General features: G+C 70.2%; 11 protein-coding genes, 1 pseudogene and 4 riboswitches. Of the genes and pseudogenes, 3 read left to right on the plus strand and 9 right to left on the minus strand.

Annotated features, from left to right (window positions below; translation table 11 throughout):
* Nucleotides 1–17: 17 nt before the first annotated feature.
* Nucleotides 18–665, minus strand: coding sequence for a 4'-phosphopantetheinyl transferase family protein (locus tag FG154_RS13435; protein WP_145108794.1), 648 nt, complete (start codon nucleotides 663–665; stop codon nucleotides 18–20).
* A gap of 65 nt (nucleotides 666–730) precedes the next feature.
* Here FG154_RS13435 and FG154_RS13440 point away from each other — a divergent pair, with 65 nt between their 5' ends.
* Nucleotides 731–2,620 carry a CocE/NonD family hydrolase gene (locus FG154_RS13440; protein WP_186312367.1) on the plus strand — a complete coding sequence of 630 codons (1,890 nt, stop codon included), beginning with the start codon at nucleotides 731–733 and terminating at the stop codon, nucleotides 2,618–2,620.
* On the opposite strand, the gene FG154_RS13445 is transcribed toward FG154_RS13440, so the two are convergent.
* Genes FG154_RS13445 through FG154_RS13455 form a run of 3 tightly spaced genes read right to left on the minus strand, consistent with a single transcriptional unit; the run spans nucleotide 2,524 to nucleotide 7,074 of the window.
* Nucleotides 2,524–3,735, minus strand: a complete 1,212-nt coding sequence (locus FG154_RS13445; RefSeq protein WP_145108800.1) for a glycosyltransferase — start codon at nucleotides 3,733–3,735, stop codon at nucleotides 2,524–2,526. The two genes, FG154_RS13440 and FG154_RS13445, sit on opposite strands and share 97 nt — an antisense overlap.
* Nucleotides 3,728–5,863 (minus strand): GumC family protein, encoded by a 2,136-nt coding sequence (locus tag FG154_RS13450; RefSeq protein WP_186312368.1) that lies wholly within the window; start codon nucleotides 5,861–5,863, stop codon nucleotides 3,728–3,730. The genes FG154_RS13445 and FG154_RS13450 overlap by 8 nt, the downstream gene beginning before the upstream one ends.
* Nucleotides 5,860–7,074: a polysaccharide biosynthesis/export family protein gene (locus tag FG154_RS13455; RefSeq protein WP_186312369.1), complete on the minus strand. Its 1,215-nt coding sequence runs from the start codon at nucleotides 7,072–7,074 to the stop codon at nucleotides 5,860–5,862. The genes FG154_RS13450 and FG154_RS13455 overlap by 4 nt, the downstream gene beginning before the upstream one ends.
* Before the next feature lie 513 nt (nucleotides 7,075–7,587).
* On the opposite strand from FG154_RS13455, the pseudogene FG154_RS13460 reads away from it, so the two are divergent.
* Nucleotides 7,588–7,788 (plus strand): annotated as a pseudogene (locus FG154_RS13460) (transposase); the annotation flags it as partial.
* Here the strand turns inward: FG154_RS13460 and FG154_RS13465 are convergent.
* Nucleotides 7,706–8,545, minus strand: a complete 840-nt coding sequence (locus FG154_RS13465; RefSeq protein ID WP_145108809.1) for a DUF4198 domain-containing protein — start codon at nucleotides 8,543–8,545, stop codon at nucleotides 7,706–7,708. The pseudogene FG154_RS13460 and the gene FG154_RS13465 overlap by 83 nt on opposite strands.
* Before the next feature lie 140 nt (nucleotides 8,546–8,685).
* A riboswitch (cobalamin riboswitch) is annotated at nucleotides 8,686–8,891 on the minus strand.
* A gap of 73 nt (nucleotides 8,892–8,964) precedes the next feature.
* A riboswitch (cobalamin riboswitch) is annotated at nucleotides 8,965–9,151 on the plus strand.
* A gap of 91 nt (nucleotides 9,152–9,242) precedes the next feature.
* Between FG154_RS13465 and FG154_RS13470 the strand changes: the two genes are divergently transcribed.
* Nucleotides 9,243–9,620: a cysteine-rich small domain-containing protein gene (locus FG154_RS13470; protein WP_145108812.1), complete on the plus strand. Its 378-nt coding sequence runs from the start codon at nucleotides 9,243–9,245 to the stop codon at nucleotides 9,618–9,620.
* 47 nt (nucleotides 9,621–9,667) lie between these two features.
* On the opposite strand, the gene FG154_RS13475 is transcribed toward FG154_RS13470, so the two are convergent.
* The 4 genes from FG154_RS13475 to FG154_RS13490 all read right to left on the minus strand — a co-directional run bounded on the left by FG154_RS13475 (nucleotide 9,668) and on the right by FG154_RS13490 (nucleotide 15,055).
* Complete coding sequence (locus FG154_RS13475; RefSeq protein WP_145108815.1) at nucleotides 9,668–11,122, minus strand: cobyric acid synthase; 1,455 nt, start codon at nucleotides 11,120–11,122, stop codon at nucleotides 9,668–9,670.
* Nucleotides 11,119–12,675, minus strand: coding sequence for a cobyric acid synthase (locus FG154_RS13480; RefSeq protein ID WP_145108818.1), 1,557 nt, complete (start codon nucleotides 12,673–12,675; stop codon nucleotides 11,119–11,121). Before FG154_RS13480 ends, FG154_RS13475 begins: the two co-directional genes overlap by 4 nt.
* The gene (locus tag FG154_RS13485; RefSeq protein WP_425456852.1) at nucleotides 12,672–14,033 is read right to left on the minus strand and encodes a cobyrinic acid a,c-diamide synthase CobB; all 1,362 of its coding nucleotides are present in this window, start codon (nucleotides 14,031–14,033) and stop codon (nucleotides 12,672–12,674) included. The genes FG154_RS13480 and FG154_RS13485 overlap by 4 nt, the downstream gene beginning before the upstream one ends.
* Before the next feature lie 85 nt (nucleotides 14,034–14,118).
* Nucleotides 14,119–14,323, minus strand: a riboswitch (cobalamin riboswitch).
* Nucleotides 14,324–14,377: 54 nt separating this feature from the next.
* Nucleotides 14,378–15,055 carry an energy-coupling factor ABC transporter permease gene (locus tag FG154_RS13490; RefSeq protein WP_145108821.1) on the minus strand — a complete coding sequence of 226 codons (678 nt, stop codon included), beginning with the start codon at nucleotides 15,053–15,055 and terminating at the stop codon, nucleotides 14,378–14,380.
* Nucleotides 15,056–15,119: 64 nt separating this feature from the next.
* A riboswitch (cobalamin riboswitch) is annotated at nucleotides 15,120–15,327 on the minus strand.
* Nucleotides 15,328–15,336 lie beyond the last annotated feature (9 nt).

The raw sequence follows: 15,336 nt of genomic DNA on the forward strand, positions 1-15,336 counted from the left end.
GCAGACGATCCCTTCGGTCAGTCGCGCAGGCGAAGCTCCACACCGCCGCCGCGCGCCTCGACCGCGATGGCGCCCATCGTTCCGGCCGCGGGCGACAGGTGGATCAGCGCCCAGTCCTGCGCCCGCTGCCCCTCGGCGCGGAGAAGGCGGGGCCGGTCGTCCGCCGTCACCTCGAAACTCGCGAGCGGCGTGTCGAGCCCGGTGCCGACGGCCTTCAGGAACGCCTCCTTGCGGGTCCAGAGCCGGAAGAAGGCCTCGTCCCAGGCGGCCCCCGACAGCGCCTCCAGGTCCCGCAGCTCGGCGGGGGCGAAGAAGCGGGTGGCCACGGCGCGCTCGATCGGGCGGATCGCCTCGATATCCACGCCCACCGCGGCCGTGGAACAGAGGGCAAGCGCCGCGCGCGCGCCGCAATGGCTGAGGTTGAACGAGGGGCCACCCGGCAGCTCGGGCCGGCCGAAGCGGTTGTAGCGGAAGGCGATCCGCGCCGGGTCGAGCCCCAGATGCGCGCCGAGCCGCTGCCGCAGCCCGCTGCGGCCGGCAATGAAGCGGGCGCGGAGCGTTCCGGTCGCGAAGGCGGCCGCCCGGGCGAGTTCGTCCGGCGAAAGCAGGGCTTCGTCGCCCGGTCGGTCCAGATCCCAGGTCCAGAGTTCGATGCGATGCGTCATGCGCCCGTCCTGCCGCAACCTGCGCGGAGACGGCAAGCCGGTTCCTGCGGGCGGGAGGCGGTGCTGTGATCCGGCCGGGCCTCGCCGCCCTCCTGCTCCTGGCGTTCGGGCTGGCGCTGGCGCTGTTCACCACCGGCCGGGGCGAGCGGCTGCTCGAGAAGGCCCGGCTCTGGGCCTGGCGCAACGGGTCGCCGGCCTTCGGGCACTCTGTCGAAAGCCTCGCCGTCCCGGCCGGCGACGGCACCCTGCTCGCCACCGACATCTACCTGCCCAAGGGTGCAGGACCCTTTCCATCCATCCTGATCCGCCTGCCCTACGACAAGCGGCGGTATGGCGAGGTGCTCCGCTGGGTCAGGCTTCTCAGGCCGCGGGGCTATGCGGTGGTGGCGCAGGACATGCGCGGCCGCCACGGATCGGAGGGAGTCTTCGCCCCCTATCCGCACGAACGCGCGGATGCCGTGGCGACGCTCGACTGGATCGTGGCGCAGGATTGGTCGAACGGGCGCGTGGGCACGGTCGGTTGCTCGGCGCTCGGCGAGACGCAGGTGCTTTTGGCGGCGGAACGGCACCCGGCGCATCAGGCGATGATCCCGCTGGGCGCGGGCGGTGCGATGGGCGCGCTCGATGGACGTGCGAGCTATTTCGGGGCTTTCGAGGGCGGCATCCTGAACCTTGCCTCGGCCTTCGGCTGGTTCGTCGCCTATGGCGGCAAGACCCCCGACCGGATGGCAGGGGTGCCGGTCGACCATGCCCGGGCGCTGCGCAGCCTGCCGCTGATCGACATGATGCGGCAGGCGCGGCCCGACCCGACCGACTGGGAGGATTTCCTGCGCCGTTTCGAGGACAGGGGCTACTGGAAGGCGGCGGGCTACATCGACGATACCGACCGCTTCGCCACGCCGGGGTTGATGGTGGACACCTGGTACGATCCGTCCATAAGCGGCAGCTTTGCCCTGACGAAGGCGATGCGGACGACGGCGCCCGGCCAGCACCTGATCGTGGCGCCGGGCACACATTGCAACCACTCCGGCGCGGCCAGCAGCGGGGCGGTCGCCGACCTGCCGGTGGGGCCTGAGGCGCTCCTGCCCTTCGACGAGATCTTCGTGACCTTCCTCGACCACCGGCTGAAGGACAGACCCGCCCCGGACCTGCCGCCCTATCTCTACTACATGCTGGTCGAGAACCGCTGGCGCGAGGCCGGGACATGGCCGCCCGAAGGCGCGGTCGCGCAGGAGATGCTCCTCGCCTCCGAAGGCCATGCGCAGACCGCCGCCGGGGACGGGCGCCTCCTGCCGCCGCCCGGCGCCGCCCTGCCCTTCCCCGGCGAGGCGCCGGCCGCCCCGGCCTCCGACGGCATCGTCTCGGACCCGGCCGATCCGGTGCCCTCGGTCGGGGGCGCCATCTGCTGCACGGGCGATCCCGAGGAACGCGCGGGGCCGCTCTACCAGGACCGGGTCGAGGCGCGGCCGGACGTGCTGGTTTACAGCTCCGCCCCGGCCAGGGCCGACCTGCCGATCGCGGGACCGCTCTCGGCGCGACTGCGCGTCTCGACCGACACGCTGGACGCCGACATCGTGGCGCGGCTTTCGGACGTGGACCCCGCGGGTCGATCCCGAATGATCCAGGAGGGCGCACTGCGCCTGCGCTACCGCAAGGGCTTCGACCATCCGCGCCCGATGGAGCCGGGCGAGGTGGCCGAGGTGACGGTGGAGATGCGCCATATCGCCTATCTGCTCAAGGCCGGCCACCGCCTGCGTCTCACTCTGGCCGGATCCAGCTTCCCCCGGCTCGAGCGCAACCTCAATACCGGAGGGGCGAATGCCGAGGAGACCGGAGGCCGTCCCGCCCGGATCGTGCTTCACACCGGCAGGGCCAGCGGCCGCGGCAGCGGCCCCACGTCCGGCTCCGACGGCACCGGGATCTCGGCGCTGAAGTTCTTCACCTTGAGCGAGTGACGACCGAGTTCGGAGGTGATGATCGCCGCGATCTCGCGCCGGAAACGCTCGGCGCTGAAGCGCTGCGCCATGCCCGCGATCCGCACGGGATCGAAGCGGGCGGCGTCGCGTTCGAAGCGCAGCACCGCCTCGCGGATGTCCTCCACCCCCTGCCGCTCGAAGAAGAGGCCCGAGACGCCGTCGGTCACGCTGTCGAGGATGCCGCCGCGTCCATAGGCGATGACCGGCGTGCCGCAGGACATGGCCTCGACCGGGACGATGCCGAAATCCTCCTCGCCGGGGAAGATCAGCGCCCGGGCCGAGCCGTAGAGCGCGGCGAGGTTTTCGGTCGGCACCCGGCCCAGCATCGTCACGTTGGGCGGCAGGTTCCGCGCGAGATTTTCGGATTCCTCGCCCTCGCCCACCACGAGAAGCCGCTGGTCGAGACCCCGGAACGCCTCGATGACGAGGTCGGGCCGCTTGTAATGCACGAGTTGCGACACGAAGAGGTAATGGCTGCGCTTCGTGCCCGCCAGCGGCAGCCGATAGGTCTCGAGATCGACGGGCGGGTTCACCACATCCGCCCGGCGGTGGTAGTAGCGCTGCACCCGCTCGGCCACGAAGTTCGAATTGGCAATGAAGCGGTCCACCCGCGCGGCCGAGGACACGTCCCAGATCCGAAGACGGTGGGCGAGGCGCGAGAAATAGAACCGCTTCAGCCCGGAAAGCCGACCGCGATAGGTGGGATAATGATCCCAGAGATAGCGCATCGGCGTGTGGATGTAGCAGATGTGCGGCACGTGCGGGGGCACGATCACCCCCTTGGCCGGACCGCTCTCCGAGGAAATCACCAGATCGAAGTCGGAAAGGTCGATCTCTTCCAGAGCGCGCGGCATCAGCGCGAGGTATTTCTGGTAGTGCCGCCGCGCGAAAGGCAGCTTGCTGATGAAGGTCTCGTGCAGCGGCCGGCCGAGGATCAGCGGCGACAGCTTGGAGCGGTCGGCGACATGGGTGAAGATCTCGGCCTGCGGAAACAGCCGCAGGAGTTCCTCGACCACGCGCTCGCCGCCCCGCATCGAGACGAGCCAGTAATGGATGATGGCAACGCGCTGTGCCCGGGTCTGCTGGTCAAGCATAGTCGTACCTGTACATTTCTCGGGCTGCGGTATGGCCCTTGCGGATCTGGGTGAGGACCGTGCCGATCACCGGCACCTCGGCCGCCTGCAATCGCTCGTAGGCATCGGCCACCAGCACCCGCGGGGTCTTGCCGCTGCGGACCACGAGGAGCGTGCTGTCGGTGTGGCGCGAGACGACCAGCGCATCGGCGATGTCGAGCACGGGCGGCGCGTCGATCATCACCACGTCGTAGCGCAGGCGGAGCCGGTCGATCAGCTCGCCCAGCCGCTGCGAGGAGAGCAGGTCGGCGCTGTTGGTCACCGAGCGCAGCGGGGCGAGGACGGTGAGGCCCCAGGGCAGCACGGCCGGCTGGAGCTGGGCCAGGTCGATCTTTCCGGCCAGGTAATCGGCCACGCAGCCCTTCTGCGAGCCGAGGTCGAACACCTTGCGCGTGATCGAGCGGCGCAGGTCAAGGTCGAGCAGGATCGCGCTGGTCGAGACCCGCGGCAGGGACGCGGCGAGGCCCGCGCAGGTGCTGGACTTGCCTTCGCCCTGCAGGGCGGAGGTCACCATCAGCACCTTGGGTCGGGCCACGCTGCGCACGTCGAAGATCTGGGCGCGCAGCGCGCTGATCGCTTCCATGTAGGGAGAATGGTCGGTCCGGGCCAGTTCGCGCGCCAGCCAGTCCGGCATGCGCCGCCTCCGCTGTTCGTAGGGGACGAGGCCCATGACCGGGCTCGACGTGATCCGGCGCAGTTCCTCGCTCGCATGGATCCGCCGGGTGAGCGCCTCGAGAAGGAAGGCCAGTGCCGTGCCGAAGGAAAGGCCGAAGACCCCGGCCACCGCCAGCATCAGCTTCTTGCGCGGCGCGGTGGGCCGGTCGGGGGGCGTGGCCACGGTGACGACCCGTGCATCCGGGCGCTGGAAGTCGGACTGCGCATTGGTTTCGGTCAGGCGCGACAGGAAGTTCTCGTAGACCATCCGCGTGGCCGAGGCCTGCCGCTCGAGCTGGTTGAGCTTGACCGCAGCGGCCGAGAGCTTCACCAGCCGCTGCTCGATCTCCTTGATCTGGTTCTGCAGCGCCAGTTCGCGCTGGGTGGCCACGTCCACGTCGCTCTTCATGTTCTCGATGATGCGCCGCACCTCGGCCTCGGTGCGCCGGTCGAGGTCCTGGATCCGCGCGTTCAGCCGGATCATCTCGGGATGGCGCCGGCCCAGCCGGTCGGCGTTCACCGCCTGCTCGCGCGCGATGTCGATCCGTTCGCGCTGCAGCGTCTCGAGCAGCGACGAGGACACCACATGGGCAACCGAGGTGAGGCCCGCCTTCTCGAGCCGTTTGGTCACGATCTCGTAGCGCACCCGGGCGTCGGATCGCTCGGACGCGGTGGCCACCAGCCGCTGGTTCAGATCGACCAGGAAGCGCTCGGTCGTCTCCTGGTTCGAGCCGTTCTCCTCGGAGGTGCGGGCCCGCAGGTCGATGATCGCCTGGTCGGCTTCCTCGACCGCGGTGGAAAGCTCTCCCAGCCGCTTCTGCAGCCAGGCGGTGGCGCGCAGCGTGATGTTGCGCTTCGACTCGATCTGGTCGGCGATGTACTCCTCGGCCAGCGTGTTGGCGACCAGCGCCGCGAGCTTCGGATCCCTCGCCTCGTAGGCGATGCCGATGGCATAGGAGATGCCGACCTGCGTCACCGTCAGCCCCGAGGAGATCCGCAGGATGGTGATGCGGCGCTTCTCACCCTCGGGCAGCGCGTCGCCCCCCTCGAGCGCGAAGTCAGGATGGGCGGTAAGGTTCAGCTTGTCGACGACCTTGCCGATCAGCAGGTTCGACTTCAGCGAGACGATCTCGCCCGCGATCACGGAGTTGGTGACGTCGAGGTCCGAGATCACCTGCTTGACGTCCGTCACCCGCTCCTGCCGCGTGTCGAGGATCACCTCGGTGTAAGCGGTGTAGGTGGGCTCCATCCGCTGGAGGGCGCCGAACATGGCCGCGACGACGATCGCGCCCGAGGCCAGGATCTGCCACTTGCGCCGGCGCAGGACGTCGACGGCGAAACCCAGGTCGACCGTCTCGACCGATGCCCGCCGACGGGCATCGGTCTCCTCCGCAAGGGGCGGTCGGACGGCGAACTCTGGCGTGGTCTGTTTCATTGCGTCTTCTCCGAGCTTTCCGGCGGCCGCAGGGCCACGACCAGCTGGTCGCCGGGCAGCAGTTCGGTCTGCCCGGTGACGCCGAGGCTGATGAGCTTGGCCTCGTTCCGGCGCCGGACCTCGTATTCGATGCGGTATTCGTTGCGGGTGTTGGTGGCGGTGTTCATCCATTGGCTGATCAGGTCGAGCCGCTCGGTGACAGATTCGAACTCGCTGATCTTCCTGTCCTTCTCCGCCTGGAGGAGCTGCGCCTGGGTCAGCAGGTCGGTGTTGCGGCCGGTCTCGAGCCGCAAGATCTCGCGCCGGTGCTCGCCCAGGATGCGCCGCGCGACCGACTGCTGCTCCTGGATCTGCAAAAGCTGGCCCTCACCCGCCTTGGCCGCCCGCTCGAGCTGCGACAGCGCCGAACTGGTGATGAGGCCGCCATGCGCCATCTCGCGCTTGCGCGACAGATCCTGGCGGTCATAGTCAAGCGCATCCAGCTGGACACGCTCGCGATCCGACAGAAGGCGGAGCTGCTCCTCGACCTCGACCTCGGCATTGGCCAGAAGCGAGCGCTGGACGCGGAAATTGGTCCGTTCGAGCGACATGATCTTGTCCTCGTTCGGCTTCAGCTCCTCGAAGTCCTCGCGCCTGATGATGCTGCGCAACTCCTGCGGAACCAGGGTCCACTCGATCGCCTCCTGGTTCTTGAGCTGCGCCTGCAACCGCGCCGCTCGAGCCGCAATCCGGGCAAGATCGGTCTTCACCAGCTCGAGTTGCTGCGAGAGCTTGCGCTTCTCCAGCACCCGTGCCTCCTCGTTCTCGTAGGAGAGCATGGCGCCGCCCGCGAGGCCCATGGCCTGTTCGGCCGTCAGGAACGGGTGGAAGTCGTAGTTGCCGGGCTTGCGCACGTCGCCGAGCACGAAGACCGGGCGGAAGGCCGCGACCGAAACGGCGAGCGTCGGGTTGATGTAGATCTCGCTCGAGACGAAAGCCTCGTGCAGCCGCGTGCGGGCCTCGTCCGTCGTGAGATCCGCGATACGGAAGCCGCCGATCAGCGGAAGCTGGATCGCTCCGTCGCTGCCCACCGTGTATTTCTGAGAGGCTTCGGAATCGTCAAGAACGTCTATCTCGATCTGATCGCCGATATTGATGCGGTAATCGTTCTTGCTTTCCGCTGCAAGCGTACCGGGAATTGCAGCCAGGAAGAGGAAAATGAATAGACGCAACATGATTTCCAACCGTATTGGTCCTTCATTTCGATAATTCATTACAGAAAATTTCTCGAATCGCCGGACCCGGTAAGGTCATTTGCAGGATAGCAGGCAAGGTCCGGGCGAGAACTTGTCTTTTGGAAGGAACAGGGGCCATGGGTCGGCATCCCGCTTCATCCGCTTCACCTACCTACACCATTAGAATGAGAATATTCGACGGTAAGGCATGAGCCTTCCCTCATCCCGCCATCGGCAATGTCGACAGGCCAATCCGCCGAAAGACACAGGAGACGGCCCGGATGGACCTATCCTGCGCGCCTTCCGGGCCCCAATAAGGCATAGGCCCGGCGTTGATGATGTGACCGCCCTCCGACGAGTTATGGCGGATTTTGGGTGACGCGGCCTGATCATGCGGCGCGGCTTTTGGTGCCGCCCATCTGGGCGAATTCGGCTTGGTCGTGCCTAGGCTCCAGACCCATTGATTTCGTGGGGATCGCGTGATTCAGGCCTCGCAAGGAGACCTGACCGATGAGCAACCTCTACTGGCTGTCCGAGGCGCAAATGGAGCGCCTGAAGCCGTTCCTTCCCAAGAGCCATGGCAAGCCCCGTGTCGACGACCGGCGCGTCCTGAGCGGCATAATCTTCATCAATCGCAATGGTTTGCGGTGGTGCGACGCACCCAGGGAGTACGGGCCGGCGAAGACCCTCTACAATCGCTGGAAGCGTTGGTGACCCGCACCCAGAGCACGGCATCCTGACGCAGTGGCCGGGTGGCATGCCATTGCTTGGCGCCGACGCCTCGCGCGGCGACAGCCCATAGGCCGGCGTGCGGGAGGCGCACCCGAAAGCACCCGGATTGGTCGGCAGTCGCCAGAATCCAACCGCCACCCGGCATCCCTCGACCGGCCAGCGCGTCGGCCTGAACGCACTCGATCTCCAGCGCCGCGCAGGGAACGGGACGCCCTTCCGCCAGCACCCTCCCCGTAAGCATGCCCCCGGGCGCCAGATCGCTCGCGCCCGGATCCGGAACGATCTCGGCCGCAAGCCCGAGAGGCGTCGCCCAGTCGCTCCCTGAAGGCCCGAGCCGGACGCGGGCCGTGGCGATCTGTTGCACATGAACCCGTGCGTCGGCGTCCCAGGGTGGCTCGGGCACCGCGACCAGCAGGTGATCGCCCGGCTGATCAAGGGCGAGCGTCGTTTCCCAAGCCATCGCCTCGTTCAGGGCACCCCGCGCGATGCAGGGGGACAGGCGCGGGCGCAGGTCGGTGCGGGTGCCGCGATGGACCAGGAAGACGGCGCGCGGCGCGGCCATGTCGAAGACGGCCCCGCCCGACATGGGCACTCCGCGCGCCAGCCGGACGGTCAAGGTGCCCGGCTGCTCCATGCGCGCGACGGGGATGTCGCAGAGCTGCAGCGCCGCGGGCGTGGGGCGCGGCGCAAGGCTAAGCGCGCGGGCCGCCGCCATCATGTTGGCGTGGAATATCATGGGTCGTTGCCTTTCATCAGGGGCGGCCGGAGAGGGCCGCGCGGGAGAAAGGACGAACGGGATGAGAAGGCTCGGGCGTGCGCTCGCGGACCCGCCCGGGCCAGACGCGCACCCCGGCGTCCGGTCGAAGCCGCGCGGCCGGGGCCGGCGGGTGATCGGCAGGTCTCCTGGCTCGCGGGTCTCTGCTCGGCCGGCCTTCCCGGGAACTCCCAGTGGCATCTTCGGCGTCGCTCACCGCTCACAGTTGCGGGGGCAGCCGCGGTCTTGCCCCTCTGGGGCGCACCGCGTTCCCTTTTAATCCCCGGACGCCTGGACGCCCGGGGGAACCGATCACGCGCCTGTCTTCCCAGAGCCCCGTGCCGCCTGTCAACCGGAAAGCGAGGCGCCGCGGGGGCGGTTGACACCGGCGGCCCCCCGCCGCATCGTCGCGGTGCCCTGGTTCCCGCGGTGATCCCGCGGGCGAAGAGGGAAGCCGGTGCAACTCCGGCGCTGCCCCCGCAACTGTGAGCGGCGAGCCGTCTGCCATGCCACTGGCCCTCGGGCCGGGAAGGGGCAGCCGGCGTCCGAGCCGCAAGCCAGGAGACCTGCCGGGCCTTGACGACCATCCCGGGCGGCGGGCCCGGAGGCATGGGCCTGTGCGCTCGCGCCGGGATCAGCCACCATTCCGCCTTCCGGTCAAGCGACCGAAGGAGTGGCCATGGAGCCGAAAGACACCACCCTGAACGAGGCCTTCAAGGGCTTCACCAACCGCGACTGCCCGTTCCTGCCCTGCCATCCGGGCGTGAAGCGCGCGTTCAACTGCCTGTTCTGCTATTGCCCGCTGATCGCCTACGACTGCCCCGGGCCGTATGAGACCTACACCGACCGCAACGGGCTGGTGCGCAAGGACTGCTCGGCCTGCACCCTGCCGCACGACGGCTACCAGCAGTCGTGGAACTTCATCCAGAAGTGGCTGGAGTTTCCGCAGCCCTGGTCGGGCCGGCCGCAGACCGACCCGCCGACGCCGCGGCCCCGCCCGGCCGAGGGTGCGACCGAGGCCGTGGCCGAGGCGCATCGCCGCCACCGCGAGGGCTGACGCCGCGAGGTGCGCCGGGTATACCGCGGCCGAAGCGCCCCGGCGGCCTAGCGCGCCAGCCTCAGCAGCGCATCGAGATCGAGGTCCGCCTCGATCCCGTCGGCCAGCCGATCAAGCGCGGTCTCGATCCGCGCGGCGTGGTCCCCGGCCGATCCGGCGCCGCCCATGGCCTGAAGCCACCGGGCGCGGAAGGCCCCCGCGCCGAAGATGCCGTGCAGGTAGCTGCCCATCACCCGGCCGTCCGGCGACAGCGCGCCCTCGGGTCGGCCGTCCGGGCATAGCCACGGGCGGGCGAGGCCTGCGCCGGTCGTCACCCCCATGTGCATCTCGTAGCCACTCACCTGCGTTCCGCTGATCGCATCCGTCGCGCTGACCTCGCAAAGCCGCTTGGCCGGGCCGATCACGGTATCGATGTCCAGCAGGCCCAGGCCCTCGGTCTCGCCCGGCGGGCCCTCGATCCCGTCGGGGTCCGCGACGCGCCGCCCCAGCATCTGGAAGCCTGCGCAGATCCCCACCACCCGGCCGCCGCGTCGGACATGTGCGCGGATGTCGATGTCCCAGCCCTCGGCCCGCAAGGCTTCCAGCGCGGCGCGCGTGGATTTCGCGCCGGGCAGGACCACCACGGCGGCCTCGGCGGGCAGCGGATGGCCGGGGCGCACCCAGCGCAGATCCACCCCCGGCTCGGCCGCCAGCGGGTCGAGGTCGCAGGCATTGGCCAGCCGCGGGATCTCGGGCACCGCGATCACCAGACCGCGGCCGGGCTGCCGCATCTGATCCAGCGCCAGCGAATCCTCGGCCGGAAGGGCGCGGGCGGCCTCGGACCAGCGCACGAGGCCCAGCACCGGCCAGCCGGTCGCCTGCCGGATATCGTCGGCGGCGGGTGCGAAGATCGCCGGATCGCCGCGGAACTTGTTCACGATCACCGCTGCCACCCGCGCCCGCTCGGCCGCGGTCCACAGGAGATGATGCCCCAGCACCGCCGCCGTCACTCCGCCGCGCGAGTCGTCGGCCAGCAGCACCGCGGGCAGGTCCGCCGCGCAGGCCAGCCCCATGTTCGAGATGTCCTGCGGGCGCAGATAGCGCTCGGCCCCGCTGCCCGCGCCCTCGATCAGCACCAGATCGCGGCCCTCGCAGAGCCGGTTGAGGCTGTCCACCACCCGCGGCAACAGGGCGAGCTTCAGCAGCTGGTAGTCGGCCGCGGAAAGCCGCCCCTCGACCCGGCCCTGCACCACCAGCTGCGCGGTCACGTCGCTGTCGGGCTTCAGCAGCACCGGGTTCATGTCGGTGACGGGCGCCAGCCCCGCCGCGCGGGCCTGCAGCGCCTGCGCCCGGCCGATCTCGCCTCCGTCCACGGTCACCGCGGCGTTGTTCGACATGTTCTGCGCCTTGAACGGCGCGACCTGCAGCCCCCGGCGGGCAAAGGCGCGGCAGAGGCCTGCCACAGCCAGGCTCTTGCCCACGTCCGAGCCGGTGCCCAGCACCATCAGCCGTCGCGCCCTCATCGCGCCAGCGCCAGCAGCGCGTCGAGGTCGAGGTTTGCCTCGACATGGGTCGCCAACGCGTCCAGCGCCGCCTCGACCTGGCCCGCGTGATCGAGCCCCGAGGCCCGGCCCCCCATCGCCTCCAGCCAGTGCGCGCGGAAGCCGTCGGCGCCGAAGAGCCCGTGGACATAGCTGCCCATCACCCGCCCGTCGGCCGAGACCGCGCCCTCGGCCCGGCCCTCGAGGTCGAGCCACGGCCGGGCGAGGCCGGGGCCGTCCGTCACCCCCATGTGCATCTCGTAGCCGGTGACGCGGGCGCCGCTGATCCGGTCGGTCGCGCCGAGCGTCAGAAGCCGCTTCGAGCGGCCTATCACCGTCTCGACATCGAGAAGGCCCAGTCCCGGCGTCTCGCCCGGCGGCCCCTCGATCCCGTCCGGATCGCGCACCATGCGACCCAGCATCTGGAACCCGGCGCAGATCCCCACCACGCGGCCGCCGCGGCGGGCATGGGCGCGGATGTCGATGTCCCAGCCGTTCGCCACCAGTTCCTGCAGCGCCTGGCGGGTGGTCTTGGATCCGGGCAGCAGCACCACGTCGATGCCCTCGGGGATCGGCTCGCCCGGGCGGATCCAGCGCAGATCCACCCCCGGCTCGGACGACAGCGGGTCGAGATCGTCGAAATTCGCCACGCGGCTGAGTTGCGGCACCGCGATCCGCAGCCCGGCGCCGTCGCTGCGCAGCGGCCGGGCCAGCGCCAGCGCATCCTCGGCCGGCAGCAGCGTCGCGGCGTCGAACCAGTGCACCACGCCCAGGAGCGGCCAGCCGGTCTGCGCCGTCATCACCTCGCAGCCCGGCGCGTAAAGCGCGAAGTCGCCGCGGAACTTGTTGACGATATAGCCGCGGATGCGGGCGCGTTCCTCCTCTGTGTGCAGCATCCAGCTGCCGACCACCGCGGCCAGCGCGCCGCCGCGGTCGTTGTCGGTCAGCAGCACCACCGGCAGGTCGGCATGCTCTGCCAGCAGCATGTTGGCGATGTCCGACCGGCGCAGGTGGACCTCGGTCGCGGCGCCCGCACCCTCGACGATCATCAGGTCGGCCTCGGCCGCCACGCGGGCGAAGCTGTCCATGATGGCGGGCATCATCAGCGGCTTCAGCTCGTGGTAATGCTTCGCCGGCCAGTTCCCCAGCGCGCGGCCGCGCAGCACCACCTGCGAGCCGACCAGCGCCTGCGGCTTCAGGAGCACCGGGTTCATGTGGATGGACGGAGCCACCCCCGCCGCCCGCGCCTGCAGCGCCTGCGCGCGCCCGATCTCGCCAAAGTTCGGCCCGTCCGGTCCCGGCGGCAGATCGCTGTCGGCGGCAACGGCGGCGTTGTTCGACATGTTCTGCGCCTTGAACGGGGCGACCTTCAGCCCGCGGCGGGCGTAGGCGCGGCAAAGCCCCGCCACCAGGAGGCTCTTGCCGACGTCGGAACTGGTGCCCTGGATCATCAGGGCGCGCGCCCGCCGCGGCGGGGGCGGGTCGAGCAGCGGCACGTCGATCTGCGGCAGGGCAGGGCGGGGATGATGGGTCATTCGGCCTCCGGGGCCACAAGATGGAAGAACGAGCCGGTGACGCGCCCGCGGCGCGAGCCGGTCTCGGGCACCGGATTGCCCTCGGCGTCGGTGACGCGCGCGAGCGGCGCGTCGGGCTGGTCGAGGATGGTGGAATAGTGGAACTCGTGCCCCGCAAGGCGGGCGCCCGCGTCGTGTCCCGGCAGCGGCGCCAGCAGATGAGCGGTGCGATAGCCCAGATGCAACCGCCGCCGCTCGTAGCTGGTAACGAGGCCGAGGAGCCCCGCCATCCTGCGCCGCTCGCCCTTCGCATCCACCAGCGCCGTGCCGAGCGCCATGTAGCCGCCGCATTCGCCATGGACGGCGCGAGTCTCGGCGTGGCGGGAAAGGCCGGCGCGGAAGCTCTCGGCTGCGGCCAGCCGGCCCGCGTGCAGTTCTGGATAGCCGCCCGGCAGCCAGACCAGATCGGCCTCGGGAGGGGCCTCGTCGGCGAGCGGCGAGAAAGGCAGGATCACGGCCCCCGCCTCACGCCAGCCGGTCAGGAGATGCGGATAGGTGAAGGAGAAGGCCGCGTCCGCGGCGAGCGCAATGCGCTGCGCGGGCGGCGGTGGCAGGCGCCCGGCGACCGGCGGCGCCCCGGCGCGCGCCGCGGTGCGGATGGCGTCAAGGTCGGCGTGATCGCGCAGGAGCGCCGCGAGTCGCCCAATCGCCGCCTCCAGGTCAGGATGCTCGCCCGCCTGCACCAGCCCCAGGTGCCGCTCGGGCAGGACGAGATCGCTGCGCCTCGGCAGCGCGCCCAGCACCGTCAGGCCAAGCCGCGCCATCTCGCGGCGGATCATCACCTCGTGCCGCGCCCCCGCGACGTTGTTCAGGATCACGCCCGCGAAGTCCGGCGCCTCCGGGTGGCGCGCAAAGCCGAGCGCCGTTGCTGCGGCCGATTGCGCCTGCCCGCCCACGTCCAGCACCAGAACCACCGGCCAGCCGAAGCGCCGCGCGATCTCGGAGGCCGCCCCACGGCCCGAGCGCCCCGGGGTCGAGGTGCCGTCGTAGAGCCCCATCGAGCCCTCGGCGATCACCAGATCCGCCCCAGAAGCCCGCGACGCCAGCGCGCCCAGCAGACCTTCGCCCATCGACCAGCCGTCGAGGTTGAACGACGGCCGCCCCGCCGCCGCGAGGTGGAAGGCGGGGTCGATGTAGTCGGGGCCGTTCTTGAACGGCTGCACGACCAGCCCTTCGTCGCGGAAGGCGCGCAGCAGGCCCAGCGTCATCGTGGTCTTGCCCGATCCCGATCCCGGCGCGGCGATCATCAGCCCCGGCGGCCGGGTCATCGGTGGCACCGCTGCGCTGTCCCGCGCCGGCTGGGTCTTGTCGTCCTGCATCCGAACCTTCCCGTGTCGGCGGAACGGCATGCAGGGGCGGCGAGAGCCGGAAACCGGAACCCGTCGCCGGAACACCCCGTCCGGTCAGCGTCATGTCGAGCTGGCAGGTCTCCCGGCTTGCGGATCCCGGGCACGAAGCCCTGCGGTCGCCCCGCCTTCCCGGCCGGGGCCAGTGGCATCGGGGCAACCTCTCCGGTCACGGTCGCGGGGGCGGCGGCCCCTGGGCCTTGCGGCCTCTGGCCTTCCCTTTTCACCCGCAGGAAGCGGGCACCAGCATCGCGGCATCAAGGACCGTGCCCGGCCAGCGGGCACGGCGAAAGCGGCCCCCCGAAGGGGCCGCGGTGTCAGGCCGCGTGATGCAGCCGGTGGGTGAAGAGGCCGGAGCCCGCGAGGCCACGCAGCGACTTGGCGCCGGCAAGCACCGCCAGATCGGCCAGCGGCTCGATCAGCACCACCAGCATGTAGGCGCTGCCGAAGGCGAGGATCGAGGTCATGTTCTCGGCCCCGAACCCCTGGCCGAGGAAGGCCCAGAACGCCACCCAGGCCACCACGCCGCCCTGATAGGCGGTCGAGAGGGCCAGCGCCTGCCGGTAGTCGAGATCGACATAGGGCGTGTGCGGCGCGATGATCCGCCGGGCCAGCGCCTGCACGGCAAAGAGCGGCACCAGAAGCGTGGTGACGTTCATGCCGTATTGCGGCAGGTCGAAGGGCGCGAACAGCAGCCCCTGGATCAGGAGACCCAGCGCCAGCCCGATGGCCGCGGGCGCGGCGCCCAGGATCAGGAACAGGGTCGAGCCGAGGATCAGGTGAACCTCGGAGACGCCGACCGGATAGTGTGGAAGGATCTCGAAGAAGGCAAAGACCGCCGTGGTTGCAAGGGCGCTGCGCAGGGCCAGCGAGGCGAGGCCGGTTTCGCGCAGGGCCTCCCAGCCGAGCTTCAGCGCATGGCCGCCCGCGGTCGCCGCGGTGGCAAAGCCCAAAATGGCCTTGGCTCCGGTCACCAGACCGGGTTCGATATGCATTGTCGTCCTCCTGACCGTCATCCCCGACGGCGTTTGGGGTTGGGCCGGTGTACCGGCAGTGGCGGCGCGGATGCGCCCGACGGCAGGTCTCCTGACTCGCGGGTCGTGGCCGTCCCCGAACCTTCCCGGCCATCGGCCAGTGGTGTCCATCGGGGCGGCTCGCCGCTCACAGTTGCGGGGGCAGTCGCGGCATCGGGGTTGCCCCCTCACCGTGTTCCCTTTTCATCCCTCGGGCCTCGCGACCCTCGGGAACCGTCGATGACAGGGGGTGGCAGATCCGG

The organism is Cereibacter sediminicola, from assembly GCF_007668225.1.
GTDB lineage: Bacteria > Pseudomonadota > Alphaproteobacteria > Rhodobacterales > Rhodobacteraceae > Cereibacter_A > Cereibacter_A azotoformans.